At 72.3% G+C, this 26856-nt stretch carries 23 protein-coding genes and 1 tRNA gene; 19 read left to right on the top strand and 5 right to left on the bottom strand.

Features of this window, described 5'->3' with window-relative positions; all coding sequences use genetic code 11:
* Window positions 1-85: 85 nt before the first annotated feature.
* Window positions 86-643: a peptidylprolyl isomerase gene (locus tag ACZ4U1_RS21145; protein ID WP_467905094.1), complete on the bottom strand. Its 558-nt coding sequence runs from the start codon at window positions 641-643 to the stop codon at window positions 86-88.
* Between the two features lie 274 nt (window positions 644-917).
* Between ACZ4U1_RS21145 and ACZ4U1_RS21140 the strand changes: the two genes are divergently transcribed.
* From ACZ4U1_RS21140 to ACZ4U1_RS21115, 6 genes are all read left to right on the top strand, one after another.
* On the top strand, window positions 918-1619 hold the full coding sequence (locus ACZ4U1_RS21140; protein ID WP_467905092.1) for a DUF5324 family protein: 702 nt from the start codon (window positions 918-920) through the stop codon (window positions 1617-1619).
* Window positions 1620-1843: 224 nt separating this feature from the next.
* Window positions 1844-5170 (top strand): hypothetical protein, encoded by a 3327-nt coding sequence (locus tag ACZ4U1_RS21135; RefSeq protein ID WP_467905090.1) that lies wholly within the window; start codon window positions 1844-1846, stop codon window positions 5168-5170.
* A gap of 4 nt (window positions 5171-5174) precedes the next feature.
* Window positions 5175-6194 carry a hypothetical protein gene (locus tag ACZ4U1_RS21130; RefSeq protein ID WP_467905088.1) on the top strand — a complete coding sequence of 340 codons (1020 nt, stop codon included), beginning with the start codon at window positions 5175-5177 and terminating at the stop codon, window positions 6192-6194.
* A 185-nt stretch (window positions 6195-6379) separates the two neighbouring features.
* Entirely contained in the window at window positions 6380-7852 is a 1473-nt protein-coding gene (locus tag ACZ4U1_RS21125; RefSeq protein ID WP_467905086.1) for a sugar transferase, read from the top strand.
* Between the two features lie 149 nt (window positions 7853-8001).
* Window positions 8002-8562: a DapH/DapD/GlmU-related protein gene (locus ACZ4U1_RS21120; protein ID WP_467905084.1), complete on the top strand. Its 561-nt coding sequence runs from the start codon at window positions 8002-8004 to the stop codon at window positions 8560-8562.
* Window positions 8559-9764, top strand: coding sequence for a glycosyltransferase family 4 protein (locus tag ACZ4U1_RS21115; RefSeq protein ID WP_467905082.1), 1206 nt, complete (start codon window positions 8559-8561; stop codon window positions 9762-9764). Before ACZ4U1_RS21120 ends, ACZ4U1_RS21115 begins: the two co-directional genes overlap by 4 nt.
* A 188-nt stretch (window positions 9765-9952) precedes the next feature.
* Here the strand turns inward: ACZ4U1_RS21115 and ACZ4U1_RS21110 are convergent, their stop codons facing one another.
* Window positions 9953-11155: a glycosyltransferase family 4 protein gene (locus ACZ4U1_RS21110; protein WP_467905080.1), complete on the bottom strand. Its 1203-nt coding sequence runs from the start codon at window positions 11153-11155 to the stop codon at window positions 9953-9955.
* Between the two features lie 5 nt (window positions 11156-11160).
* A complete protein-coding gene (locus ACZ4U1_RS21105) occupies window positions 11161-12141 on the bottom strand; it encodes an NAD-dependent epimerase/dehydratase family protein (RefSeq protein WP_467905078.1) in 981 nt (326 codons plus the stop codon).
* 165 nt (window positions 12142-12306) lie between these two features.
* Between ACZ4U1_RS21105 and ACZ4U1_RS21100 the strand changes: the two genes are divergently transcribed.
* From ACZ4U1_RS21100 to ACZ4U1_RS21080, 5 genes are all read left to right on the top strand, one after another.
* The gene (locus ACZ4U1_RS21100) at window positions 12307-13842 is read left to right on the top strand and encodes a hypothetical protein (protein ID WP_467905077.1); all 1536 of its coding nucleotides are present in this window, start codon (window positions 12307-12309) and stop codon (window positions 13840-13842) included.
* Window positions 13839-15455 (top strand): hypothetical protein, encoded by a 1617-nt coding sequence (locus tag ACZ4U1_RS21095; protein WP_467905076.1) that lies wholly within the window; start codon window positions 13839-13841, stop codon window positions 15453-15455. Before ACZ4U1_RS21100 ends, ACZ4U1_RS21095 begins: the two co-directional genes overlap by 4 nt.
* Window positions 15452-16978, top strand: a complete 1527-nt coding sequence (locus tag ACZ4U1_RS21090; protein WP_467905075.1) for an oligosaccharide flippase family protein — start codon at window positions 15452-15454, stop codon at window positions 16976-16978. Before ACZ4U1_RS21095 ends, ACZ4U1_RS21090 begins: the two co-directional genes overlap by 4 nt.
* Before the next feature lie 180 nt (window positions 16979-17158).
* Complete coding sequence (locus ACZ4U1_RS21085) at window positions 17159-18619, top strand: fibronectin type III domain-containing protein (protein ID WP_467905074.1); 1461 nt, start codon at window positions 17159-17161, stop codon at window positions 18617-18619.
* Entirely contained in the window at window positions 18610-19164 is a 555-nt protein-coding gene (locus tag ACZ4U1_RS21080) for an FAD synthase family protein (RefSeq protein ID WP_467905072.1), read from the top strand. The genes ACZ4U1_RS21085 and ACZ4U1_RS21080 overlap by 10 nt, the downstream gene beginning before the upstream one ends.
* On the opposite strand, the gene ACZ4U1_RS21075 is transcribed toward ACZ4U1_RS21080, so the two are convergent.
* Window positions 19054-19755, bottom strand: a complete 702-nt coding sequence (locus tag ACZ4U1_RS21075) for a CDP-alcohol phosphatidyltransferase family protein (RefSeq protein WP_467905070.1) — start codon at window positions 19753-19755, stop codon at window positions 19054-19056. The genes ACZ4U1_RS21080 and ACZ4U1_RS21075 overlap by 111 nt on opposite strands.
* 32 nt (window positions 19756-19787) lie before the next feature.
* Between ACZ4U1_RS21075 and ACZ4U1_RS21070 the strand changes: the two genes are divergently transcribed.
* The 7 genes from ACZ4U1_RS21070 to pqqE all read left to right on the top strand — a co-directional run bounded on the left by ACZ4U1_RS21070 (window position 19788) and on the right by pqqE (window position 25887).
* Window positions 19788-21344: a glycosyl hydrolase family 28-related protein gene (locus ACZ4U1_RS21070; protein ID WP_467905069.1), complete on the top strand. Its 1557-nt coding sequence runs from the start codon at window positions 19788-19790 to the stop codon at window positions 21342-21344.
* 172 nt (window positions 21345-21516) lie between these two features.
* Window positions 21517-22638 carry a PQQ-dependent sugar dehydrogenase gene (locus tag ACZ4U1_RS21065; protein WP_467905068.1) on the top strand — a complete coding sequence of 374 codons (1122 nt, stop codon included), beginning with the start codon at window positions 21517-21519 and terminating at the stop codon, window positions 22636-22638.
* 70 nt (window positions 22639-22708) lie between these two features.
* Window positions 22709-22846 carry a pyrroloquinoline quinone precursor peptide PqqA gene (gene pqqA, locus ACZ4U1_RS21060; RefSeq protein ID WP_467905066.1) on the top strand — a complete coding sequence of 46 codons (138 nt, stop codon included), beginning with the start codon at window positions 22709-22711 and terminating at the stop codon, window positions 22844-22846.
* A gap of 8 nt (window positions 22847-22854) precedes the next feature.
* Window positions 22855-23769, top strand: a complete 915-nt coding sequence (pqqB, locus tag ACZ4U1_RS21055; protein ID WP_467905065.1) for a pyrroloquinoline quinone biosynthesis protein PqqB — start codon at window positions 22855-22857, stop codon at window positions 23767-23769.
* Entirely contained in the window at window positions 23766-24485 is a 720-nt protein-coding gene (pqqC, locus tag ACZ4U1_RS21050) for a pyrroloquinoline-quinone synthase PqqC (protein WP_467905064.1), read from the top strand. The genes pqqB and pqqC overlap by 4 nt, the downstream gene beginning before the upstream one ends.
* Window positions 24482-24754, top strand: a complete 273-nt coding sequence (gene pqqD / locus ACZ4U1_RS21045; RefSeq protein WP_467905062.1) for a pyrroloquinoline quinone biosynthesis peptide chaperone PqqD — start codon at window positions 24482-24484, stop codon at window positions 24752-24754. Before pqqC ends, pqqD begins: the two co-directional genes overlap by 4 nt.
* Entirely contained in the window at window positions 24751-25887 is a 1137-nt protein-coding gene (gene pqqE, locus ACZ4U1_RS21040; RefSeq protein ID WP_467905060.1) for a pyrroloquinoline quinone biosynthesis protein PqqE, read from the top strand. The genes pqqD and pqqE overlap by 4 nt, the downstream gene beginning before the upstream one ends.
* A 66-nt stretch (window positions 25888-25953) precedes the next feature.
* Here pqqE and ACZ4U1_RS21035 read toward each other — a convergent pair.
* A tRNA-Ala gene (locus ACZ4U1_RS21035) sits at window positions 25954-26026 on the bottom strand.
* A 182-nt stretch (window positions 26027-26208) separates the two neighbouring features.
* Between ACZ4U1_RS21035 and ACZ4U1_RS21030 the strand changes: the two genes are divergently transcribed.
* Window positions 26209-26757: a helix-turn-helix domain-containing protein gene (locus tag ACZ4U1_RS21030; protein WP_467905059.1), complete on the top strand. Its 549-nt coding sequence runs from the start codon at window positions 26209-26211 to the stop codon at window positions 26755-26757.
* The last annotated feature ends 99 nt before the right edge of the window (window positions 26758-26856 follow it).

Genomic DNA, 26856 nt, shown 5'->3' with positions numbered 1-26856 from the left:
TTGTCGGTCGTCGTATCCCTGTGGCCGGTGTAGGCCTGTGGCGGGCGTACGCCTGCCTGACGGCACTGTCCTGCCCCGCTCATCCTTACGGACGAGCGGGGTGATTGGTTCCCTGGCCCTCGCGCGTCTCCACGACCACCGTCTCGATGACGACATCCACGAGCGGCCGGTCGTTGCGGCCGGTCGGCACGTTCGCGATGGCGTCGACCACCTTCCGGCCGGCCGGGTCGCTGACCTCGCCGAAGATGGTGCGCTTGCCGTTCAGCCAGGTGCTCGGGGTGACCGTGATGAAGAACTGCGAGCCGTTGGTGCCCGGGCCGGCGTTGGCCATGGCCATCAGGTACGGGGTGTCGAAGGCGAGGTCCGGATGGCACTCGTCCTCGAACCCGTAGCCGGGCCCGCCCAGCCCGTTCCCCAGCGGGTCGCCGCCCTGGATCATGAAGCCGCTGATGACGGAGTGGAAGACCGTGCCGTCGTAGAGCGGTCTCCTGCTCCGCTCCCCGGTGCCCGGGTGGACCCACTCGCGCTCGCCGCGGGCCAGCTCGACGAAGTTTCTGACCGTGACGGGAGCGTGGAGCGGGAAGAGCCGCACCTCGATGTCGCCGAGGGTGGTCTTCAGGGTGGCATAGAGCTGCTCGGCCACGGTCCGCCTTCCGTCGTCGTCCGCCGCGACACTTCGATCCTTCCACGCTCCGGTCGGAGCGTCGCCAGGCGGCCACGACTTCCGCCGGGTGGGCGGCGCCCCCCGGCGATTCGTGACAGGGTCGACGGAAGGCCCCTTGTTGCCCGGAATCATGCGGAAGGAAGAGATCGGCACCCATATGCCCGTCCGCGCATGCCGCACCGGCCCCGGACAGGCATGATCCGTAAAAGGGTGGAAAGTCGAAATACCGTACGCCACCGAGGAGGAGGAACCCGTGACCCGCATCGACAGCGTGCGCGCCGCGACCGGCTCGGCGAAGGACAGCGTGCTGCACGCCGCGGAAGTGGTGGCGCCCTACGCCGACACGGCCAAGGAGCGTGCCGCGTACTACGCGCAGGAGGCACGCGTACGGCTGGCGCCCGTGGTGTCGCAGGCCGCCGAACAGGCCCGCGTGCAGTACGACGCCCGGCTCGCCCCGCGCCTGGAACAGGCACGCGCACATGTGCCGACGAAGATGGACGTGGCCGCGCACGAGGCCGCCGTCCGTACCCGCAAGGCGGCCCGGCAGGCCGCCGAGTACTCGCGTCCCAAGCTCGAACAGGCCGTGGCCGCGGCCGCGCCGGTACGTGACGAGGCCGCCGCGCGCGGCGCCGCCGCCCTGGCCGCGCTGCGCGGTCAGGTCTCGGCCGAGGACATCCAGAAGCTGGCCCGGCAAAAAGCCCGGCGGTGCCGGACCGGCCGTGCCGTGAAGATGCTGGCGGGGCTGACCGTCCTGGCGGGCGGCGCCTTCGCGGCCTGGAAGTGGTGGGACAAGCAGGCCAACCCCGACTGGCTGGTCGAGCCGCCGGCGGCGACGGAGGTCCCCGGCGAGGGCCACCTCACCTCGGTGGACGGCACCGGCACCTCGGGACTGGACCCGGAGGTGGAGGCGAAGCAGGCCGAGGAGGACGGGCCCGACCGTGACGACCAGCCGTAAACCGTAGGCCCGCCGCCCGCTGCGGGCCGACGACGAGCCCCCTCCCGCCGGTGTCTCCGGGGCGGAGGGGGCTCGTGGTGCGTACCGACATCACTGGTTCCCGCCCGGAACACTCACACGAGTGAACTTCGGTTCTGTCCACGGGGAACGACCGCATAGTGAGAGGAGCTGGGGGCGCGGGTCCGTGACGCGAGTCGTGCCTCCGTCACCCCACAGGAGGCCCCGTGGAGCCGCTCTTCCGCCTCGCCCTGCTGCGGCCCGCTGTCGCACAGGACCCCGACCAGCCGAGCGTGGAACTGGCCCAGCAGACCGACTTCCAGCGGGCGCTGTCCGCCGCCTCCGGCGCGCCGGACCCGCGCGCCGAACTCCGGCGGGTGGTGGGCGAGTACGTCGCCGGGCCGCTGTACATCGCCAGGCCCGAGCAGGCTCCGCTGGGGAAGGAGACGGCCAGGTTCGCTGCCGTGCTGGACCGGCTGACCTCGTCAGCGTCGTCCCGGGCGGTGGCCGGGGCCCTTCCCGCCGCCGAAGCCCATCCCGGCCCCTCCGCGCCTGCCCCGCCCTCCCTGCGCGACACGGTGATCGCCGCCGTCCGTGAGGCGTTCGGCGCGGCCCCGGCGGACGTCGTGCAGGGCGCGCCGTACAAGGATGCCGTGGCCCGGCTCCGGGACAGCGTGCTGGCCGTCAAGTACCTGCCCGCCGAGCACACCCGGCCCCTGGACGAACTCGTCCGTCTGCTGCGCCACTTGGAGATCGTCGCCCGGCTGGTGACGCAGCCCTCCTTCCCCGCCACCGCGCAGGACCTGCGGCGCGCCCGCCGGCGGTCCCTGCGGCTGCCCGGTGCCACGGGCCTCGAACCCGTCCTGTCCACCGTCGAGGCCGAGCGCGGGCAACGGGAGAAGGAGGCCGAGGCGGCCCGGGTGCGGCGCGAGCGGGCCGAGCAACTGCTCGCGGCCTACCGGCAGTTGCGTACGGCGATCGAGGAACTCACCGGCCTCGGCGGTGAGCACTTCAGCATCTCCTCGCAGACCGGGAAGGCGGAGGTGCTGCCGCCCGCCGACGCCACCCCGGCCGCCGAACTGGCCCGTCAGATCAGCTTCCACGGCCGCCTCGCGGAGGCCAACCTGCGGGCCTTGGCCGCGGGAACCGCGACGGGGGGCGGAACCGGTGGCGGCACGGGCGGAGGCACCGGCGGGAGTGCCCGCGCCGGTGACGGTGACGGTGGCGGTGGCGGCACCGGCGGAGCCGTCGGCGGTGGTGCCCGCGGAGGCGTCGGCGGTGGTGCCGCTTCCCCCGCCGCGGCCGAGGAGCCCCCGCCCGACCCGCCGCAGCCCGGCGTCGTCGCCGGAGCCGCGCAGCTGGCCGGGCAGGTCTTCGGCGCCAAGCCGGACCTGCTCGCCGGCAGCCCTCAGTTCATCCCGGCGGTGCTGAAGGACCTCGGTTTCCGGCTCGGGCCGAACGCCTCGCAGCAGCTGTCGGAGCCCACCCGGACCCTGCTGACGGCCCGCGGCATCGACGTGACGGCCCAGCCGCTGGACCGGATCGTGGCCCTCCTCCAGGGCGAGGTCGACCGGACGGCCGCGGAGCTGGAGAAACTGTTCGGGAAGCCCGTCAAGCGCAGCGTGCGGCGGATCGGCGACACGCTGGTCACCACCGCCACCCCGCTGCCGTCCGTCTGGAACGCGATCACCATCGGGGACCTGGACCCGATCGAGAAGTTCCCGCTGGAGACCGGCCGCGTCCCGGCCACCAGGGGCAGCGTGAAGCCGTCCGGCGTGGCCGACCTCCTGGTCGTCCGCCAGCAGCTGGTCGGCTACGAGGGCGCCGATGTCGCCCACATCGAGAACGTGCTCAAGGGCGAGACCAAGCTGCGCGAGCACACCCGGCGGGAGGAGACCGAGCAGATCACCGTCCGCGAGACGGAGACGATCACCTCCGAGGAACGCGAGCTGGAGTCGACCGACCGCTTCGAGATGAGCCGGGAGGCCAGTGCCGTCATCAAGGAGGACGCGGCGCTGAAGGCCGGTCTGACGGTCTCCGGCAAGTACGGCCCCACGGTGGAGTTCTCGGCCTCCGTGGAGGGCTCCGTCTCCCGGTCGAAGGAGGAGGCGACGAAATCGGCGTCCACCTTCTCCCAGGACGTCACCCAGCGCAGCGCCCGCAAGATCTCCGAGCGGGTGCTGGAGCGCACCTCCCAGCGGGTCACCACGGAGGTCACCGAGAAGAACACCCACACGCTCGACAACAGCCCCGGCATCGGGCACATCTCCGGGGTCTACCAGTGGGTGAACAAGGTCTACCGGGCGCAGATGTTCAACTACGGGCTGCGGACCATGTTCGACTTCATGATCCCGGAGCCGGCCGCGTTCCTCGTGTACACCCTCCAGTCGGCCCACGCGGGAGCCGTGCAGCTGGACAAGCCGCAGGCCTTCCCCCTGAAGCCGCACCAGATCGACGAGACGAACTACCACCACTGGGTGCAGACGTACCAGGCCACGGACGTCTCCCCGCCGCCCGAGCGGTACGTGACCAAGTCCTTCGACTTCAAGGCGGGCGGCGGCGACAGCAAGACCAACTACAACCACTCCGGCCAGGTCACCATCGACGAGGGCTACCAGGCGCTCCAGGCGTCCGTGGCCTACATCGGCAACATCTGGGAGGGGACGTACTCCCTGGACGTGGTGGTGGGCCGCCGGACGCACCGGTTCGGGCCGGGGGACCGCTGGGTGTGGATCACCATGCTGGACGAGGAACAGGGCTCCGTCCCGGTCGCCGTGGACACCCTGCGCCTCGCCCAGGTGGCCGTCGCCGTCGAGATCAAGTGCGGGCGCACCGAGCGCGCGATGGAGAAGTGGCGGGCGGAGACCCACGCCAAGCTGACCACCGCCTACCGCGCCCGTCTCTCGGAGTACGAGGAGAAGCTCGCCGCACTCACTCTGGAGGCCGGTGTCGCGATCGAGGGGCGCAACCCGCGGGCCAACGAGGAGCTGATCGCCCACGAGCTGCGCAAGAGCTGCGTCAGCATCATGACCGAGCAGCACTTCGACCTCTTCGACGCGATGCGTCTCACGAGCGACAAGGTCCCGCAGATGGACTTCGAGGAGGCCGCGGCGGAGGGCGCCTACGTCCGCTTCTTCGAGCAGGCCTTCGAGTGGGAGCACATGACGTGGGTGGCGTACCCGTACTTCTGGGGCCGTAAGTCCGAGTGGGACGAGCGGCTCGCCTACGACGATCCCGACCCGTTGTTCAACCAGTTCCTCAAGGCCGGCTACTGCCGGGTCACCGTCCCCGCCCGCCTCGGTTTCGAGGGTGCCATCGACCATTTCATGCACTTCGGCGAGCTGTGGAACGGCGGGCCGCTGCCGACCGTGTCCAGCCCGCTGTACCTGCCCATCGCCGACGAGATCGCCGAACGGCTCGACCGCCCCGGCGACGAGATCCCCCAGGGCGAGCAGTGGACCGTACGTATCCCCACGAACCTGGTGCGGCTGCGCCCGGACGACAGGCTGCCGCGCTGGGTGCAGAACGGGGACGGCGACTGGGTCGAGGCCTGAGCGGATGAGGCACTTCGTCCTGGTGGCCGGATATCCGCAGCCGCCCAAGAGCCTGCCGTTCCGGGCCTACTGCGAGAACCGGGTCCGGCGGCTGGTGGCGGCCAACAAGGCGCGTGAGGACCTGGTCTTCCAGATCATGGACGTGGGCAGCGGGGAGATCGTCGTCCGGACGTTCACCTACCCGGGAGGCAACCGGACCGAGACGGTCGCCGCGGTCCGCGCCTTCCGTCCGGTCACCCGCGCCCTCTACGACGGTCACGCCTTCCAGGACGGTCACTTCGACGTGATGTCCGCCATGGACGTCTACGCGGCGGTGCGCACCATCGGGGTCACCGCCCCGGGCACCCTGAGGGAGCTGAGCTTCTTCTCCCACGGCCATGCCGGCGGCCCGGTCCTGGTCAACAGCTGGGACGACGGGCAGTGGCAGCCGCCGGGCCGCTCCACCCCTCTCGTCGTGGCCAGCGGGAGACGTGACCCCGACGACAGGGATCCCCGCGCGAAGGACTTCCAGCCGGCGAACACGGACCCCGCGGACCTCGCCGCCTTCCAGGCCGCCTACCACCCCGACGGGTTCAGCTGGAGCTGGGGCTGCGCGTTCGGCCATGACTTCAACCAGCTCCTGGCCAAGGTGGAGCACCACCCCGACTACCGGTCCGCCGGCCTTCCCGACACGCAGGTCCTGGTACTCCGAGATCTCCCCCCGGGACCGGCCGCCGTACTGGAGGCCGGTCTGGGCCGGACCTTCGCCGACCCCCGGAAGATCGAGGTGACCTTCGGCGAGCTGAAGCGGTTCGTCCGCAGGGAGATCCTCGGCTCCTACAGCCACGCCCTCGCGGTCGCCTCCCGGCGGAAGACCTTCGGCGCCCTGCTCGGCACCTACGCCGAACCCGACACCGGCGCCCGCCCGCTGATGCACGTGAACAGCGCCTTCACCCGGCACTTCACGTTCTACAGGAACTACTTCGACTTCACCTTCGACCCGGAGACCCGGCGGTACGGCGCCTACATGCCGGACTTCACCTGATCCCGGCGCGTCCCGGCGCGTCCCGGCGCGTCCCGGCGCGGGGCACGGACGGACGGAGAGGGAGTAAGCAAATCGGACATAGCCGCCTATCGCTTGATATAAAGATCACATGAAGGCGTGACCAGCCCTTGAGCGGGCGGTTCGGCCGCGCCGGTGGTCTGCGATTGGAGCTTCTAAGGAGAGGCATGCGGCCCTTCAGACTCGCGGCATCCCGACAGGCACCGGTCTCCGTGCCCCGCCGCCCGGCTCATCCGGAAGGCACCCACGCACGCTGGTACGGCCCCCTGTCCGTCGGTGTGGACCTGGCCGGCGCGGCACTGCCGGTCGCGGCGGCGATCGTGGAGGTCCACGAGCCCCACCCCCTGCGCCTGGCGGCCGTCGCCGCCCTGCTGTGGCCGCTCATCAGGGTCGCCGGCAAGCGGTACACACCCTCCGCCTGGGGCGACGGCGGCGGCCTCGGGGCCGTCCTGCGGGACTGGCTGCTGCTGGTCGGCGCGCTGGCGACGCTGCGCGTGCTGTGCGGGCTGCAGAGCGTGCCGGCCGAGGCCTTCACGGCGCTGATCCCCGCGCTGGTCCTCACCGCGGCCTGCCACAAGATGATCCACCGTCACCTCCTGGCCGCCCGCCGCAACGGCCGCGCGCTGCGCCATGTCGTGGTGGTCGGGGAGGGCCCGACGATCGACGCGGTGGTCGGTCAGCTGGCCCAGCGCACCGACCACGAGTACGTGATCGTGGGCTGCTGCCCGGTCGGGGAGGACGAGGTCCTCTCCGGTGTCCCCGTGTACGTACGGCTGCCCCGCGAGGACCCCGAGACGCCCGGGCAGGACGCCGCGACGGTGCTCGGCGCGGCCGACGAACTCTGCGCCGACCTGGTCTTCGTGGCGCCGGGCCCGCACCTGTCGGGCGAGCGGCTGCGCCGGCTGTCCTGGGCGGTGCACGACCGGGGCTGCCCGATCGTCGTGCTGCCCGGCATCGTCGAGGTCGCCCGCCGCCGGGTCCGGCTCACCTCGGCGTCCGGGCTCACCCTGCTGCACATCGCGCCGCCGCTGCGCCGTGGCATGCCGGCCCTGCTGAAGTCGGCCGTGGACCGCGTGGGCGCGCTGCTGCTGATCGTGCTGCTCTCGCCGCTGCTGCTCCTGCTGGCGCTGGCCGTGCGGCTCGGCTCGCCCGGTCCCGCCTTCTACCGCCAGATCCGGGTCGGCCAGTACAACACGCCGTTCCCGATGTGGAAGTTCCGCACCATGGTGGTCGACGCGGACCGTCTCAAGGAGGAGCTGGAAGCGGCGAACGAGAACGACGGCCACATGTTCAAGATGCGCCGCGACCCCCGGGTCACCCCGGTGGGACGCGTCCTGCGCCGCTACTCGCTGGACGAGCTGCCCCAGCTGTTCAACGTCCTCCTCGGCCACATGTCCCTGGTCGGCCCGCGCCCGCCCGTGCCGGAGGAGGTCGCCAAGTACAACCCGGTGGAGCTGCGCCGGCTGCACGTCAAGCCGGGCCTGACCGGGCTGTGGCAGGTGAGCGGACGCTCGGACCTGTCCTGGCACGAGACGGTCTCGCTCGACCTGCGCTACGTCGACAACTGGTCCCCGTCCATGGACATGAACGTGATGGCCCGCACCGTACGCGCGGTGCTGAACGGTCAGGGCGCCTACTGAAGTTCCTCCATCCGGGCAGGCCTGCCGCCAACACGCGTCGATCGCGGCGGGTTCGCCTTCCGGGGCGTGAAGGATCACGCGGAGGGCCGCCGAGCCGAACGCCTCGGCCCTCCGGAGGAAACCGGGAAGGAACCGGAAGGAACACCGTCATGGCGCAGACCACAGCCGCCCCGCACCGGCCCGTCGTGGAGCGCTCCCTGCGCGGCTTCACCGGCGCCGGATACGACAAGGGGCGCCCCCTGCTCGCCCAGGCCGCCTGGTTCGCCGTCCTGCACCTGGTCTTCGTCAAATGGTGGTGCCCGGACCGCTGGCGGCCGGTGCTGCTGCGCGCCTTCGGCGCCCGCGTCGGACAGCGGGTGCTGATCCGGCACGGAGTGCGGGTGCACTGGCCGTGGAAGCTGGAGATCGGCGACGACGTGTGGATCGGCGAGGACGCCTGGATCCTCAACCTCGAACCCGTCACGATCGGCCACGACTGCTGTGTCTCCCAGAGCGCGCTGCTGTGCACGGGCAGCCATCGCCCCCGGTCCGCCACGTTCGAGTTCGACAACGGCCCCATCCGGCTGGAACCGGGCAGCTGGGTCGCGGCCCGCGCCGTCGTCCTGCGCGGGGTCACCGTCGGCCGGGGCGCCGTGGTGGGCGCCGGCGCCGTCGCCCACCGGGACCTCGCGCCCGGCACGGTCCTGACCACGAAGGGACGTACGGCATGAGACTCCTCCACGTGGTCACGCTCGTCAGCGACGACGGTGCCTTCGGCGGTCCGCCGAGCGTCGCGGTCGCCCAGTCGGAGGAGCTGGCGGCACGCGGTCACGACGTCACGCTGATGTCGCTGTGGCGGGGCGGCGGCCGGGCACCGGACCGCGTCGGCGCCGTCCGGCTGCGCTCCCGTCCGGCCCGTACGCTGCTGCCGGGACGGGGCTTCATCGGCCTGCTGCACCCCCTCCTCGTCCGCGACCTGTGGCGGGCCATGGGCGACGCCGAGGTCGTGCACGTCCACGCGGGGCGCGACCTGGTCTCCCTCTGCGCCCTCGCCGTGGCCGCGCTGCGCCGGGTGCCGTGTGTGGCGCAGACGCACGGCATGGTCGAGCCGCGCACCGCGCTCCCCGTCCGGCTCTTCGACCTGCTGTACCTGCCGCTGCTGCGCCGGGCCCGCGCCTGCTGTGTCCTGACCGAGCAGGAGCGCGGGCTGGTGGCGCGGGTACTCGGCCCGGACGGCCCGCCGCTGCGGATCCTGCCCAACGGCATCCGGCCGGGCCCGCCCGAACCGGCGCCGCGGCAGCCGCGCGAGCCGCATGTGCTGTTCCTGGCCCGGCTGCACCCCCGTAAGCGTCCCGAGGCCTTCGTGGAGATGGCCGCGCTGGTCCACCGGAAGATGCCCGAGGCCCGCTTCACCCTGTACGGCCCGGACGACGGCTCGCTGCCCGCCGTACGCCGGCTCATCGAGGAGGGCCCCGCGGGCGTGGTCCGCTACGGCGGGGCGCTCGACCCCGCCGAGGCGCGCGAGGCCTACCGGACGGCGGCCGTCCATGTGCTGGCCAGCGTGAACGAGCCGTTCGGCATGACCGTCATCGAGGCGCTGGCCGCCGGCACGCCCGTGGTCTGCACCGACACCTGCGGCATCGCCGACGAACTGGCCCGCCACGGCGCCGCCCTGGTCACCGACGGCACCCCCGAGTCCATGGCGGCAGCGGTCCACCGCCTCCTCACCGACCCGGCCCTGTGGACCCGCATGGCGGAAGCGGGCCGCCGCGTGGTCGAGGACGTCTACTCCATCACCGCGGTGACGGACCGCCTGGAGGAGATCTACCGAACCAGCGCCCGGACCGGTACCGACCGGACTGCGCACCCGTCCGACGGCCACCCCCAGCAGGAGCCGGCCGCCGAGCCCGGCCGGGTGACCGACCGAGCCTGACAGCCGCGCCGGAAAGCACAGGGGTGGGGCGCCGCCGGCAAGAACCGGCCAACTGACCGACCGACGACGGCGACAGCGCCAGGCCGCGTGGGACCCGCGCGCCCGCCGGCACCGGCCCCCGGTGGGCCGGCCGGTCGGCGGGACCGTGGCCGACGGCGTGCGGCGGTCGACCACGGAACGGGGGCCGGTCAGGGGCGGCGGCGGTGTCTGCCGGCGTCGCGGAGGATGGTCTCGAAACGGGAGGCGCAGGACTCCAGGGCGAACTCGCGCTCGGCCAGGGCGCGGCTCTCCTTGCCCAGTCGCTCGGCTCGGGCCGGGTCGGCCAGGAGGTCCCGGATCCAGGCGGCCGCGGCGCCCAGGGCCCGCTCCTCGGGCGGGAAGACCGCCGAGCCCGCCTGCCGGAGCAGCCGCGCGGCGAGGTTGTCGGCGGGCATCAGGCCGAGCACCGGCCGGCCGGCGCACAGATAGGACAGCGTCTTGGACGGGACCGAGAACTGCCCGGCGTCCGGGTCCAGCAGGACGACGAGGACGTCCCCCGTGCCGAGCACCTCGGGCAGCCGCTCGTAGGGCTGGAAGGGGAGCAGGGTCAGCTCGACGCCCCGCGCGGCGGCGGCGTCCCGGAGCACGGGTACGGCGGGACCGTCGTTGACGACGACGAGCCGTACCGGACTCCCCTGGTCGCGCAGTCGCTCGGCGAGCCGCACCAGCAGCTCGGGGTTGTGTTTCAGCCCGAGCGTGCCCGAGTACAGCACCGTCCGCACGTCGTTCAGACCGTGCTCCGCCGACCAGGCGTTGGCCCGTGCCACCGGGACGATCTCGTCCAGCGGCGCCCAGTTGGGAATGACGGTGACCTTGCCGGCGGTGCCCCACTGCTCGTGGACCCGCACGAACGAGTCGGCGATCACCACGACGGCCGCGGCCTGCCGCGCCGACCACTTCTCGCCCGCCCCGAAGACCTTGGCCGCCAGCCCCATCGACCGGGCGACACCGCCGGCGGCGAAACTCTTCAGCGCGACCGCGGTCACGTCCTGGTGCCACAGCACCCAGGGGATGCCCAGCCTCCGCAGCACGGCCGCGGTCACCACCAGCACCGGGATCGGCAGGTTGGACAGCAGCGCCACGTCGGGCTTCTCGCGGCGGACCTGCCGGGCCAGTTCGAGGCCCAGCCGGGTCTCCTGGCCGAGCCGGCGGACGTAGGCCTCCTTGCGCAGCCGGACGCCGTCGCCGATGGTGGCGAAGCGCAGGCCGGAGACGTCGGAGGCGAGGTTGCCCTTGCCGGAGACGTACGCCGTGCACGTCGAGTGGACGACCTCGTGGCCGCGGCGCGCCAGCTCCCGGCTCAGCTGGGCCTGGAAGGGGTGGCCGCTGTAGTCGTGGACGAGGATCCTCATCGGCGTCACTGGTGGGAGCGCTTGACCTGGTCGTAGACCCACGCGTAGGTCTGCTCCAGTCCGTCGGCCAGGGAGACCGACGGCTCCCAGCCGTAGATCTCTCGGATCAGGGTGTTGTCGGAGTTGCGGCCGCGTACTCCCTGGGGGGCGTCCAGCCGGTAGCTGCGCTCGCAGCGGATGCCCGCGATCCGCTCCACGATGTCGACCAGCTGGTTGATGGTGACCAGCTCCGAGGAGCCGAGGTTGACCGGTACATCGCTGTCCCCCTCCATGATCATCTGGCTGCCGTGCAGACAGTCGTCGATGTACATGAAGGAACGGGTCTGCCGGCCGTCGCCCCAGATCTCGATGCGGTGGTCACCGGAGAGCACCGCCTCGGCCACCTTCCGGCAGACCGCGGCGGGCGCCTTCTCCCGGCCGCCCTCCCAGGTGCCGTGCGGGCCGTACACGTTGTGGTAGCGGGCGACGCGGGTGGTGAAGCCGTAGTCCTCCGTGTAGTGGCGGCACATGCGCTCGGAGAAGAGCTTCTCCCAGCCGTAGCCGTCCTCCGGCTGCGCGGGGTAGGCGTCCTCCTCGCGGAGCGCGGTGACGTTCGGATCGGTCTGCTTGCCGGCGGCGTAGACGCAGGCGGAGGAGGAGTAGAAGTACCGTTCCACGCCGGCCTCGTGCGCGGCCTGCAGCATGTGGGTGCTGGTCAGCACGGACATCATGCAGGCGGCCTTGTTGTTCTCGATGAACCCCATGCCGCCCATGTCGGCGGCGAGCATGTACACCTGCCGTGCGCCCCGGACGCCCGCGCGCGCGTTCTCCAGGAGCGACAGGTCGGCGATCACGTTCTCCGCGGCGTCGTGGACCTGGTACCACTCGTGCCGGGGCTTGATGTCGATGGAGCGGACGGTCAGCCCCTGGGCCAGCAGGGAGCCCACGAGATGGCCCCCGATGAACCCCCCGCCACCGGCAACGACGACGTCGACCTGCTTGCCCATGGGCAACTCCTTTGTCCGAAGATCTGATGACCTGGTGCGACCAAGGAATGCACATTTGTCCTGATTTTCGACTTATGGCACGCCGACCGCCTCCCCGCGTCACCCGATGACGCCGCCGCGCGCGCCTGTACGACTTCATGAGTTACGGGCGATATAAACCTCTTGATGAGCTTTCAGCTGAAATACCCGATTGATGAAGAGCAGCTGAGAGGAGACGCACACGGCCGCAGCGCGGTCGCGGTCTCTCTCTGGGCCCTGGCGCTGCTGGTCCTGCTGCCGGGGCTGCTTCTCCAGTCGGGCGGCGGGCACCTGTCGGTCGTGCTCGCCGTGCAAGGCGTGGTGGTGGCACACACCGGTACGGTCCTCATCCGCGCGCTCACCGCGACGACGGTGCGGCTCGTCGCCCTCGGCTTCTGGGTGTTCGCCTATGTCTGGCTCGGCCTCGCGCCCCTGGCGCAGCTCGCCACCGACACCTACCCGTGGCCCTACCGGACCGGCCAGGGGACCGCCCTCACGGCCGTGGCCGTCGTCGAACTCGGACTCCTCGCCCACACCGCGGGATCCGCCGTCGCCGCCCGCCGGGAACGCACCCGCGCGGCCGGGCCCGCCACCGCCCCGCCGGGGCCGGTGGAACGGCTGCTGTCCCGCCGCCTCGCCCCCTGGCGCCTGCTGGCGCTGAGCGGGCTCGCCCTGGCCCTGGCGGCCGTGCTCATCCCCGCCCAACCCGGCGGTGTCACCGCCTACTTCACGAGCCGTCAGGCGCTGCGCGAGGCGGGCCTCGCGGAGGGCGCGGACGACGCCTTCGTGGCGGCCCTGCGCAGCTGGTCCCTGTCCGTGCCCGCCTTCTGGGCGCTGCTGGGCCTGCTGCACGTACCGCGCGTCCCCGGCGGGGACCGTCTGCTGCGCGGTGTCCGCCGGCTGCTGCTGCCGCTCCTCCTCGCGCTGAACGTCGTCGTCAACAACCCCGTCAGCAAACCGCGGTTCTGGGTCGGCACGGTCCTGCTGACCCTGCTGTTCTCCGTGCCCCGGATGTGCCGTCCCCGCGCCTTCCGCGCCATCGCGGCCACCCTCATGGCGACCGTGCTGCTGGTCTTCCCGTACAGCGACTACTTCCGCTACAGCGACCGGGAGCAGTTCACCGTCGTCTCCCTCTCCGCGCAGTTCACCACCAACGGCGACTACGACGCCTTCCAGCAGGTGCAGACCGGTGTCGACCTCGCGCGGGACGAGGGGTTCTCCCCGCTGAACGTGCTGGGTCCCGTCCTGTTCCCGGTCCCGCGCTCGGTGTGGCCGGACAAACCGGAGGACACCGGGATCGCGCTGGCCCACTACGCGGGCTACGACTTCCTCAACCTCTCCGCCCCGCTGTGGATCGAGAGTTACCTGTGGGCCGGCCCGCCCGCCGTGGCCGCCGTGTTCTTCCTGCTCGGCGCGGCCGGACGGCGCATGGACGACGTACGCCACCGGCTCCGCGGCCGGACCGGCACCCTCGCGACCCTGCTGGTCCCGGCCTTCGCCTTCTACCAGATGGTCTTCCTGCGCGGCAGCCTGCTCGGGATCGTCGGCCCGCTGACGCTGCTGCTGACCGTTCCGCTGCTCATCACCACCCGCACGGCCCGCGCGCCCCGGCCCGTCCCGTCGGTGCCGCCGACCGCACCCACCCACCCCGCCCGGATCCCCGGAACAGGAGGCCCTCCGTGACCGGCCCCATCCACCTCTACGACCGGTACGACGAGCCGGACCAGCTACGCGACCAACTGCGCCGGCTGCTGCGCCACCGCGCCCTCATCGCCCTGGGGATGATCCTGGGACTGCTCGGCGGGGCCGCCCTGGCGCTCACCCGCGCCCACACCTACACCTCCACCAGCGAAGTCCTCGTACGCTCCACCGCCGACCCCTTCGGCGCGGTCAGCGTGGCCGCCGACAACCAGGTCAGCATGGGCACCGAGCAGCAGATCGCCGGCAGCGCCGCGGTCGCCGTCCGCGCGGCGCGCCTGCTGGGCCAGGCCGACAGCAGGGCGGCCGCGCTGGAGGACGACCTGCGGATCACCAACCGGGCCAAGTCCCAGGTGCTGCGCTTCGAGTTCACCGCCCGCACCCCGGGGCGTGCCGCGCGCGGTGCCAACGCCTTCGCCGAGGCCTATCTGGCCGACCGCAGGACCCGGAACGAAGCCGCCGTACAGCGGGCCACCCGCAGCGTGGAGCAGCAGATCAAGGCGGTGCAGGCGGCCAAGAAGAAGGCCGAGGAGAAAGACACGGAGACAGACACGGAGAAGGACACGGGGGACGACACCGCGAAGGCCGTGCAGAGCCAGCTGGACACCCTGCACAAGCGCATCGTCGAGATCAGGTCCCGTGACACCGAGGGAGGCGACATCGTCCGCCCCGGCGAGGCGCCCCGCCGGCCCTCGGGCCCCGGCCGGCCGACCCTGCTCACCCTCGGCCTGGCCGGCGGTCTGGCCCTCGGCGTCCTGCTGGCCTGGCTGCGCTCCGCCCTCGACACCCGGGTCCGCTCGGCCGACGAGGCCCGGGCGGCGCTGCGCACCCCGGTGCTCGGCCTGCTGCCCCCCGGGCGCGACGAGGACGACGACCTGCTGACCGTCGGCCGCCAGGGCGGTGACCGTGCGGAGACCCTCCGCGCCCTCGCCTTCCGCCTGCACGGGACCGGCCTGCCCGCCGGCACCGGCCGGATCCTCGTCGTGTCCCCCCGGCACGGTGCCGCCACCGAGGAGGTCGCCGTGAACCTGGCCGCGGCCCTCGCGGAGTGCGGCGACGAGGTACTGCTGGTGGACGCCGACCCCGGCACGCCCGCCCTCACCGCACGGCTGCCGCTGCTGCCGGACGACGCCCGCACCCCCGAGGAGGCCTCCTCCCTGCCCGACGGGAGCCGCCTCGTCGACGCCGGGACCGCCGGACGGTTCGCCTGCTGCGCCGGCACCGGTGCGCCCGACCGGGCGGGCGGACCCGCCGCCGGCCTGCGGATGCCGGCCGGGTCCGACTCCCGCACCACGGTCGTCGTCGCCCGGCCGCTCCTGGAACACGCCGACGCCCTGGCCCTCGCCCAGCGCGTCGACGGCGTCCTGGTCGTCGCCGGCCTCGACACCACCCGGCGGGACGACCTCAGGCGGGTGCACGAGCTGATCGGCTGCTCCGGCGGAACCCTCCTCGGCACCGTGCTCGACACCGGACGCCGGCACGGACGTCTCCGTGCCGCCCTGCGCCGCCGTGCCGGGCGCCGCCCGGAGGCCGAGCCCGCCACACCGGTCGTGGAACTCCCGGCGCAGGACGACACGCTCTCGGTCTCCCGCGGATGACCGCCCCGGAAGCGACCACCCCCGCCGCCCCGAACAGCGTCGCCGCCACCGCGCGGGGCGGCTGGTGGGGGGTGGCGGGCTCCGCGACCAACGCCGTCTTCGCCTTCGTCTTCGTCGGCCTGATCACCCGCGCCCTCGGAGCGCGGGGAGCGGGCGCCGTCTTCACGGGCGTGGCCCTGTTCACCATCCTCAGCCACACCTGCAAGCTCGGCGCCGACAGCGGGCTCGTCCGCTTCGTCTCGCGCGACATCGCCCTGGGCGGCGGCCGCTCGGTGGGCGGTCTGCTGCGCGCGGCCGTCGTCCCCGCGCTCGTGGCCAGTACGGCGGCCGCCCTGCCCCTGCTGCTGTGGCCCGCGGTGGCCACCACGCTCCTGCCGCACCTGCGACCGGCCGACGCGGTCACCCTGGTCCGGCTCTTCGGGCTGTTCCTGCCCGTCGCCACCGTCGGACTGGTCCTGCTCGGCGCCAACCAGGGCCACGGCACCGTGGTGCCGTTCGTCGGCGTGGAGCAGATCGGCAAACCCGTGCTGCGCGTGCTGATCGCCGTCGCGGTGGCCGCCTGGGCACCGGGCATGCTCCCCCTGGCCGCGGCCTGGCTGCTGCCCGCCCTGGCCGGCACCGTGGCCGCCTGGCTGGCCCTGCGCCGCTGCCGCGCCGCCCGCGGCACCACGCACCCGGCCGTACGCGGAGCCGTTCCCTGGCGCGCCTTCTGGAGTTTCGCGGCACCCCGCGCGGTCTCGTCCGTCTTCGACTTCAGCGCGGTCTGGGTCGGCGTCATCCTGCTGTCCGCCCTGGCCACCGGCGCCGAGGCCGGTGTCTACACCGCCATCGGCCGCGTCATCACCGCCGGCACCCTGCTGCAACTGGCCATCCGGCTCGCCGTGGCGCCCCAGATCAGCCGGCTGCTCGCCGTCGACCAGGTCGCCGAGGCGCGCCACCTGCACCGCGTCTCGACCTGCTGGATCGTGCTCTTCTCCTGGCCGCTGTTCGTCCTCGTCGCCGCCTTCCCCCGGACCGTGCTGTCGGTCTTCGGCCCGGAGTTCGTCGACGGAGCGCCCGCCCTCGTCGTGCTGTGCGGGGCCGCGATGGTCAACGTCGCGGTCGGCAACGCCCAGACCGTGCTGCTGATGTCCGGCCGGAGTTCCTGGCATCTGGCCGTCACCGCCGCCGCGTTCACCGTGCAGCTGACGGTCGGTCTGCTCACCGTGCCGAAGTGGGGTGTGCTCGGGGCCGCCCTGTCCTGGGGCGCGGCCATCGTCGTGGAGAACCTCTCGGCCGCCCTTCTCATCCGGCTGCGCCTCGGCTTCACGACCGTGGACCGCGGCTACACCACCGCCCTCGGTGCCGGACTGGCCGTCTCGGTGGTGCTGGCCGCCCTGCGCTCACTGGAAGGTGACACGCCGTCAGGACTCGCCGCCGGGATGACCTTGGGAATGTGTGTATTTGGTACTACTTTGTGGTGGTATCGCAGGCCGCTGGGAGTGAGTGAGCTGGTCGGAGTTCTGCGCCGTCGCGCTGCGTGAGCCCAGGCAGGGGTGTACGGCCGGGGCTCGGCGGGCCCCGTGTCATTCCCCGCGCGTCGCCCACACCACTGCCATCCGGGGTGTCCATTGCGCCTGAGAAAGCTCCCGTCGAGGGCGGCCACCAGGGCTGTCACCGTCGCCCTCCTGTGCTCCGCCGCACAGCTCCATCCCCCCGCCGCCGTGGCCGCCGGCGCAGCCAAGGCGTCCTTCACCGCCGACCCGCTGACCACATGGCAGACGAACGGCATCGTCTGGTCGCTGGCCTCCGCGCACGGGGTCGTCTACGTCGGCGGAACCTTCGACTCGGTACGGCCGTCCGGCGCGGAACCCGGCGACCGGGAGGTCCCGCGCCGCAACTTCGCCGCGTTCGACGCGGTGACCGGCGCCCTCCTGCCGTGCGCGCCCTCCTTCACCGGGGGCGAGGGAACCGTCCGCGCCCTCAAGGCCTCGCCGGACGGCCGGGTGCTCTACGTGGGCGGCTCCTTCAGCCGGGTCGGGTCCACCGGCGTGGCCAGCGCCGTGGCCCTGGACACGGCCGACTGCACCCTGCGCCGGGACTTCCGGCCGGCGGTGTCCGCGACCGTCCGGGCCATCGACGTCACCGACCGCACGGTCTATCTCGGCGGTGACTTCCGCCGGGTCGACGGCCGGACCAGGCAGCACATCGCCGCCCTCACCCCCAAGGGCGCCCTGCGGACGTTCCGGGCGGACATCGACGCCCCGGTGCGCGCGCTGTCGGCGGTGCCCTCACGGGGAAAGCTCTACGCCGGCGGCGACTTCGAGTGGGTCAACGGCCGGTGGGCCCGCTCGCTGGTCACCCTGGACGCCACCAGCGGAGCGACCGAGCACACCTTCCCCAACTGGCTGCCGTCCCGGTCGTCGGTGAAGTCGATCGCGCGGGACGGCACCCGCTTCTACGTCGGTGCCGAAGGCCACGGCGAGGGCATCTTCGACGGCCGTATCGCGGGCCGGCTCGACGACGACAGCATGGTGTGGAAGGACACCTGCCACGGCGCCACCCAGGCCGTCCTGCCCTACGACGGCGTCCTCTACAGCGCCTCCCACGCCCACGACTGCAGCGGGACACCGGGCGGCTTCCCCGAGCGGCAGGACCGGCAGCACCTGCTGGCCCAGTCGCCCCGGACCAGCAGGATCCTGCACTGGTTCCCCGACACCGACGAAGGGACGGGGGAGAAGGTGGGACCGCGTGCGCTGACGGTCGCCCGGGGAGTCCTCTGGGTGGGCGGCGAGTTCACCCGGGTCAACGGCAGACCCCAGCAGAGCCTCACCCGCTTCGGCGCCGGCCCCGACACCGGGGCACCGCCGGTGCCGGCCCTCTCCCTCTCCGCCGCCCGCGCCGGACAGGTCACCCTGCGCTGGAAGGCCTCCTGGGACCGGGACGACGCGTCGCTCACCTACCGGCTCTACCGGGACGGCCGGCTGGTCTCGCAGCAGAAGCGGTCGTCCACCTACTGGAACCGCCCGTGGATGAGCTACACCGACTCCGTGGACGCCGGCACCCGTCACCAGTACCGGATCGAGGTGTCGGACGGGGTGAACACCTCGCCGAAGTCCCCCGCGCTGCGCGTGGCCGTACCCGCGAAGGCGGCGGCCGGGACGGCGGGTGACGCATGGAGATGACCCGCATCGGCTTCGCGCCCGGTGTCTACGACCTGTTCCACATCGGCCACCTCAACATCCTGCGCCAGGCGCGCCGGCACTGCGACCGCCTCATCGCCGGGGTCACCTCGGACGACCTGGTCGTACGTCTCAAAGGCCGGCCGCCGGTCGTCCCGCTCACCGAGCGCCTGGAGATCGTCGGCAGCCTGCGCTACGTCGACGTCGCCGTCGTCGAGTCGGAGGAGGACAAGCTGGAGACGTGGAAGCGGATCGGCTTCCACGTCATCTTCAAGGGCGACGACTGGCGGGGCACGCCCAAGTGGGTCGAGCTGGAACGCCGTTTCGCGCAGGTCGGCGTCGAGGTCGTCTACTTCCCCTACACCATGCACACCTCCAGCACCCTGCTGCGCGGCTCGCTGGAGCTGCTGTCCCGGCAGAAGACACAGGACACCGCCTCAGCGCAGCTCGCGGAACCACTTGACCAGGAAGGCGGCCATGAACAAGAGGTGGGCCAGCAGCAATGCGCAGTACACGGAAAGGAAGACGTGCTGACTGCCCAGGAATAGGAAGCTGACGCAGGTCACTCCGTAGTCGACGGGCAGGAGCAGCACGGCCCGCAGCGCCGGGGCGGGCTCCGCCGGCGCCGGGGCCGCCGTCCGCCGCTTGAGCTGCTCGGTCAGGATCCCGGCGAAGAAGATGACCACGGCCGCCAGCTCGAACAGCATCGGGGCCAGCAGGAAGGCCGGACCGGGCAGCGAGAAGAACCGGTAGAACGACACCAGCACGACCAGGTGCACCGTGACCAGCTTGACGCAGTCCAGCACATGATCCAGCCATTCGCCGGACGGACTTCCCGAGCGCTGGGTGCGGGCGAGCTGTCCGTCCGCCGAGTCCAGGGCGAACCCGACGGCCAGGGCCGCACAGACACCGACCGACATCCCCGGACCGGGCCGCACCAGGGCCACGGCGGCCAGGGCCGGAAAGGTGAACAGGGCGCCGAGCACGGTCAGCTGATTGGGGGTCGCGCCGACGCGGTAGGCCAGCGCGGCCAGGAGGCGGCCGGCCGGACGGTTGACGAACAGGGTGTAGGCCGACACCCCCTTCGCGGGCTTCTGTGCCGCCGACATATGCCTGAGCACCTCGATGAACCCGGTCATTTGGCTCCTTATCGGCTGGAAAGAAGGGGATTATGACAGAACGGGATGGATCGGTGTCCCGTGTCAGCCGTCGGCGACTTCTGCGTGGCGGCGCCTCGGTGCTGGCCGCCACGGCCCTGTCCGCCCGCAGCGCGTCGGCCGCCGGGCGCTCCCCGGACGGGTCGGACACCGTGGTCAACGTGATCGACCTGGGGGCGGTGGGCGACGGGCGGACCGACGACAGCGGGGCCTTCGAGGTCGCCTACTCGCACGCCGCCGCCCGTGTCTCCGGCGGGGTCGGCCGCGTGGTCATCGAGATCCCCGCCGGCGAGTACCTCATCACCCGCCCGCACGCGCTGCTGAACGGTGTCGCGCCGCCCCGGCCCGCGAGCGGCCTGCGGTTCTCCGGCGCGGGCAGGCGCATGACCAGCCTCGTCTTCCGCCCCGACACCGGCCCCGGCTCCTACCTCTGCCGGAACCAGGACGTGTGGTCCAACCTCTCCTTCGAACGCATGCAGTTCCGCTCGGCCACGCCCGGCGCCTCCTTCTTCGACTCGTACTCGACCGGGCAGGCCCAGGACTACCGGTTCTCCGAGTGCGAGTGGATGGGGGAGTGGGAGTACGGGCTCGCCCTGAGCGGCACGGACACCAACTCGGAGATGCGGTGGGAGGCGTGCCGGGTCGGCGGCCGGTACCGCAGGGCGTTCCTGTACTCGGGGCTGACCCGGGCGGGACAGCAGGACCCGAACGACCAGGACCAGTTCCTCAACTACTGGTTCACCGACATGAAGGTCGAGTACGAGTGGGGAAACTTCCTGGAGTTCCCCTACGGGGGTTCCATCGCCTGCCGGGGCGGCTCGTACATCATCACGGACAGACGGCCGCAGAGCACCCCGGAGTACGGCACCACCAGCACGTTCTTCCGCTTCCCCGTCGGCCGGCACCACGACTCCGTACAGCGGTTCCACGCCCAGGACATCCGCTTCGAGGTACGCAACCCCGACGCGGTCGTCATCGACTGCGTGTGGAACAGCGGCACGGTCCACTTCAGCGACTGCGACGACACCGCCTTCGCCCACCAGGACTTCTCCGCCGACGTCCGCCCGCACCGCTACACCGTGGGCCCGCGCGGGCCGCTGATCCGCTACGACTCCTGCCAGCTGGTGGGCCGCCACGAGTACCGCCCGGCCGCCGCGCCCGGCCCGCTCCCGGTGCTCGCCCGCTACGACATGTGTCTGCTCCGCAGCCACACGGCACAGGACTTCGCGGTAGGCGCCGGCGGCGCGGGCCAGGTCCCCTTCGTCCAGTTCGTCAACTGCGTCGACGAGGGCAACGCCGGCGAAGCGTCCCGGCCGGCCTCCCCTTCCTCCCCCTCCACCCCCTCCACCCCGCCGCCGTGCCTCGCGCCGGGCCAGTCCCCGAGCCCGGCCCCCGGCACCCCCGCCCCGGCCCCGGAGACGACCCCGGAGCCGAGTCCCGCCTCGGCGCCCGCACCGCAGCCGGCGACGACACCCGCGCCCGGTCCCGCCACGGCGCCCGGCACCCCGGACGCCCCCGGGCCCGACGCCGGTCAGGCGGGCTGTCCCTCCCCGCAGCACAAGCTCCCCTGACCCGGTGTACTCCGTCCGCACCGGCCGCCTGCCCACCTGCGGAACGGCGGTCACTCGTGGGAGGGACTTCACGGCGCCGGTGGACCGGCCGCGGACGAGTCGGCGCGCAAGCTCACAGATATGCGCGGAGGGGGCGCCCATACTCCGGAAACACCGACAGGAAAGGCATCAAATGTCACGCTTGGCGCATTCGGCGCTGCATGGGGTCCGGCCGGTCATGGCCGCACTCACCGCTGTCGCCGCCGTCATGGCCGTAGGCCTGTCCGGGCCGCCCTCGACAGCCGCGGAACCGCCCGGCGCTCCCCGTGCGGCCGGCGCACCGTCATCGATCCGCACCCTGGCCGCCAAATTGACGACGCCTTGGGGAATCTCGTTCCTCCGGGGCCACAAAGCGGCACTGGTGACGGAACGCGACACCGCGGTGGTCTGGAAGGTCGCCTTGGACGGCGCCAAGAAGAAGGTCGGCACGGTGCCGAACGCGGTGTGGAGCGAGCAGACGCAGGACAAGGGCGGACTGCTGGGTGTCGCCGTGTCCCCGACCTGGAACGGGACCACCGACAAAGACGTGTTCTTCATGGAGACCACGCGCGAGGACAACCGTGTGGTCAAAATGCGCTTCGACGGCGACAAACTCAGCGCCTACACCCCCATCCTGACCGGAATCGTCAGGGACACCCAGCACAACGGCGGAAAGATCGCTTTCGGGCCCGACGGATATCTGTACGTCACCACCGGCGACGCCCAGCAGCGCAATCTCGCCCAGGACAAGAAGTCGCTCAACGGAAAGATCCTGCGGATCACCAAATCCGGTGCCGCCGCCCCCGGAAACCCGTTCGGCACCCGCGTCTACAGCTACGGCCACCGCAATCCCCAGGGACTGGCCTGGGACCGGGCCGGGCGGCTGTGGTCGACCGAGATCGGCGCGGAGAAGTGGGACGAACTCAACCTCGTCAAGCCGGGCAGGAACTACGGCTGGCCCACCTGTGAGGGCACCTGCTCCACCGCGGGAATGACGAATCCCAAAATGGTCTGGGACCCGGACGAGGGAGGCGTGCCCGCCCAGATCGCGGTCGTCAACGACGTCATCTACGCCTCCACACTGAGCGGCCGCCGGCTGTGGCGCATCCCGATCGACGCCACCGGCCAGGACGTCGGCCCCGCGACCGCCTACTACAACGGCACCTACGGCCGGCTGCGGGCGCTGGCCAAGGTCCCCGGCGCCGACCAGCTGTGGCTGGGCACCAGCGACCGCGGCGACGCCAAGGACCTCCTGCTCAAAGTGACCATCAAGTAGGGGCGGTCGGCTGAAGGCTCCCTCCCAACCGGGGAGGGGAACACCCCGTGCAGAAAGGAAGGTACGCACCATGACCGAAGCCGTCGAGCAGGGCGAACAGCACGCCCGCAGCACCGAGGAGGCCGACCGGACCGCCTGGCAGACCCCCGGATACGTGGTCGTCGACACCGCGCTGGAGGTCACCGCCTACTCCCTCAGCGTCCGCTAGCCCCCGTCATGCTGCTGCAGGTGCTCGGTACCGCGGCCGGCGGCGGCATCCCCCAGTGGAACTGCGCGTGCCCCGGGTGTTCCGGGGCACGCGCCCACCCCGGGCGGCGCCGCCGACACGCCTCACTGGCCGTCCGTGCCGACGAGGGCCGCTGGTACCTCGTCAACGCCACCCCCGACCTCGGCGACCAGATCGAGGACCATCCGGTGCTCCACCCCGGGCCCCGGCCCCGGCAGACACCGGTCGCCGGAGTCGTCCTCACCGACGCCGAACTCGACCACACGCTGGGAATCTGGCGGCTGCGCGAGGCGGACCGCCTGGAGATCCTCGCCACCGGCCCCGTCCGCCAGGCGGTCGACGGCCGCCTGCGCCTCGGCGCGGTCCTCACCCCGTACACCACCCTGACCTGGCGGGAGCTGCGGTGCCCGGGCACCCAGCCCCTGCTCGGCGACGCGAGCGGCCCGGCCGGATCCGGCGTCCTGATCAGCGCCGTACCCGTCTCCGGCAAGCGCCCGCGCTACGCCGCCGACGCCCCCGCGGACGACGCCTGGGTCGTCGCGCTGCGCCTGTACGAACCGGCCACCGGCCGGTCCGTCCTGTACGCCCCGGCCGTGGCCGCCTGGTCCGACGCGCTGCACCAGGCCGCCGCCGAAGCCGACTGCGTCATCCTCGACGGCACCTTCTGGGACGACGAGGAACCCCGCAGCGCGGGCATCTCCCCCCGCACCGCCACCGGCATGGGTCACCTGCCCATCGACGGACCGGGCGGCACCGCCGGCATCCTCGCCACGCTGTCCGCCCGCTGCCTCTACACCCACCTCAACAACACGAATCCCCTCGTCGACCCCGCCGCACCGCAGCACAAGCGGCTCGCCCGGCTGGGTCTCGGGGTGGCCGAAGACGGAATGGTGATCGAGCTGTGACCACGACCCTCGCCCCGCCGGCGAAGCCCTGGAGCCCCGCCGAGTTCGAGACCCGCCTGCGCGCGGTGGGCCAGGACCGCTACCACGACCGCCATCCCTTCAACATCCGCATGCACCAGGGCGATCTCTCCCCGGACGAGGTGCGCTGCTGGATCACCAACCGCTTCCACTACCAGCGCCACATCCCGGTCAAGGACGCGCTGATCCTCGCGAAGCTGGACTCGCCGTTCCTGCGGCGCATGTGGCTGCGGCGGATCGAGGACCACGACGGACGCGGTGAGGGCGAGGGCGGCATCGAGCGCTGGCTGCGGCTCGGCGAGGCGGCCGGCCTCGACCGCGCGACCCTGCTGTCGGGCGAGACCGTGCTGCCGGGGGTCCGGCTGGCCGTCGAGGGCTACGTCAACTTCTGCCGCCTGCGCTCACCCCTGGAGGCCGTCGCCGCCTCGCTCACGGAGCTGACCGCGCCCGATCTGATGCGCCTGCGCATCGAGGCGTTCGAGCGCCACTACCCCTGGATCTCGGCCGACGGACTCGCGTACTTCCGCGCCCGCGTCGACCAGGGCCGACGCGACAGCGCCGAGGCGCTGGACCTCGTACGGGAGTGGGCCCGCACCCGCGAGGAGCAGGAGAAGGCCGTGGCCGCGCTCTCCTTCAAGTGCGATGTCCTGTGGTCCCTGCTCGACGCCGTGCAGCAGGGCTCGCGGGAGCAGGTGTGAGAGCGCAGCCCACGGACCGGTGGTGCCCGGCGCTCGCCCCCGCGCTGATGCTGCGGCACGACCCCGTGCGCGGCACGGACCTGCTGGTCCTGCCGGAACGCGTGGTCGTCCTCACCGGGCACGCCGGCACCGTCGTCGGCCTGTGCGACGGCACCCGTACCGTGCCCGGGATCGTCGGCGAGCTGTCCGCACGCTTCCCCGGCGCGCCGGTGGCCGGCACCGTCCCCGCCTTCCTGGACAGCCTGCGCCAGGAGGGCTGGCTGACATGACCACCCCCGTGAACCCCGCGAACCCCAAAGCCGCCGTGGCACCCCCGTGGGCCCTTCTCGCCGAACTCACCCACGCCTGCCCGCTGCACTGCCCGTACTGCTCGAACCCCCTGGAACTGGCCCGCCGCTCCGCCGAGCTGAGCACCGACGAGTGGACCGACGTCCTGCGTCAGGCCGGCGCGCTGGGCGTCGTACACACCCATCTCTCCGGCGGCGAACCGCTGCTCCGGCCCGACCTGGAGCGGATCGTGGCCGCCGCCGAGACCGCCGGGATCTACACCCAGCTGGTCACGAGCGGCACCGGCCTGGACGAGGCCCGGCTGGCCGCGCTCACCGCGGCCGGGTTGCGCAGTGTCCAGCTGTCCGTGCAGCACGCCGACCCGCGGGCCGGCGACCGTATCGCCGGACGCCCCTCCTCCTTCGCCGCGAAGGAACGGGCCGCGGCGCTGGTCCGCCGGGCCGGGCTCCCGCTCGGCCTGAACGTCGTACTGCACCGCGACAACCTCGACGCCGTCGACGCCCTCATCGATCTGGGCGTGACCTGGGGCGCGGACCGCATCGAGCTGGCCAACACCCAGTTCTACGGCTGGGGGCTGCTCAACCGCTCCGCGCTGCTACCCACCCGCGACCAACTGTCCCGCGCCCGCGAGACGGTGGAACGCCGCCGGGCCCAACTGGCCGACCGGATCGACCTGGTGTGGGTCGTCCCCGACTACTTCGACGGCGTGGCCAAGCCCTGCATGGGCGGCTGGGGCGCGGTCTCCCTCACCGTCGCACCGGACGGAACCGTCCTCCCCTGCCCCGCGGCCGCCTCCCTCCCGGACCTCGCCCCACCCAGCGTCCGCGACCACCCACTGGCCTGGATCTGGGAGCACTCCCCAGCCTTCAACCGCTACCGCGGCACCGACTGGATGACGGGTCCCTGCCAGGGCTGCCCCCGCCGGGAGGAGGACTTCGGCGGCTGCCGCTGCCAGGCCTTCGCCCTCACCGGCGACGCCACCCGCACCGACCCGGCCTGCGCCCTCTCCCCCGACCACCACCTCGTCCGCGACCCGGCCGACACCCCCCTCCCCGAGCCCCCGCCGTACGTCTACCGCCGTCCCGGGGCGGCGGCGGTACCGGGACCGGCGTGACGCGTAGCCCACGCCAAAATGCCCTCTGACCCGCGATTCCGCAGGTCAGAGGGCATTTTTTTGAAGTGGAGCCTAGGGGAGTCGAACCCCTGACATCCGCCATGCAAAGACGGCGCTCTACCAACTGAGCTAAGGCCCCGAGAACGAGGGACCGGCCGGAAGGATCGTGTTCCGGCGGGTGCCGCAGACCAGAGTACCGGGTCACCCCCCATATCCCGCAAAAAGATTGGGGGTCCCCGCGGATGACCACTCTCCGTAAGATGCTCGACGTGGTTCGCTACAGCGAACCGCGGTTTTCAGGGGAAGCGATGGGGAGACGCAATGGACGCCGCACAGCAGGAAGCCACCGCCAGAGCGCGGGAGCTGCAGCGGAACTGGTACGGGGAGCCGTTGGGGGCGCTCTTCCGTAAGCTCATCGACGATCTCGGGCTGAACCAGGCCCGGCTCGCGGCGGTCCTGGGCCTGTCCGCTCCGATGCTCTCGCAGCTGATGAGCGGCCAGCGCGCGAAGATCGGCAATCCCGCGGTGGTCCAGCGGGTGCAGCTGCTGCAGGAGCTGGCGTCCCAGGTGGCCGACGGCAGCGTGAGCGCCGCCGAGGCGACCGAGCGCATGGACGAGATCAAGAAGTCGCAGGGGGGCTCCGTGCTCAGCAACACGACGCACACGACGAACAGTTCGGGTGCGCCGACCGTCAAGCGCGTGGTCCGCGAGATCCAGTCGCTGCTCCGCTCGGTGGCCGCGGCGGGCGACATCATCGAGGCCGCGGACGCCCTCGCCCCGAGCCACCCCGAACTCGCGGAGTTCCTCCGCGTCTACGGCGCCGGCCGCACCTCCGACGCCGTGGCGCACTACCAGTCCCACCAGAACTGACCCGCCGGCCGGGCACGGGGTCCGGGGGGCGTGGCGCTCGTCTCGTGGGTAGGGAGTAGCGAGCGGCACGGGGGACGCGTGAGGTTCGTCGGACCAGGG

Source organism: Streptomyces sp. NPDC028928, from assembly GCF_055564915.1.
The sequence above is the reverse complement of the archived record's forward strand: the minus strand, read 5'-3'. Positions and strand labels throughout refer to the sequence as shown.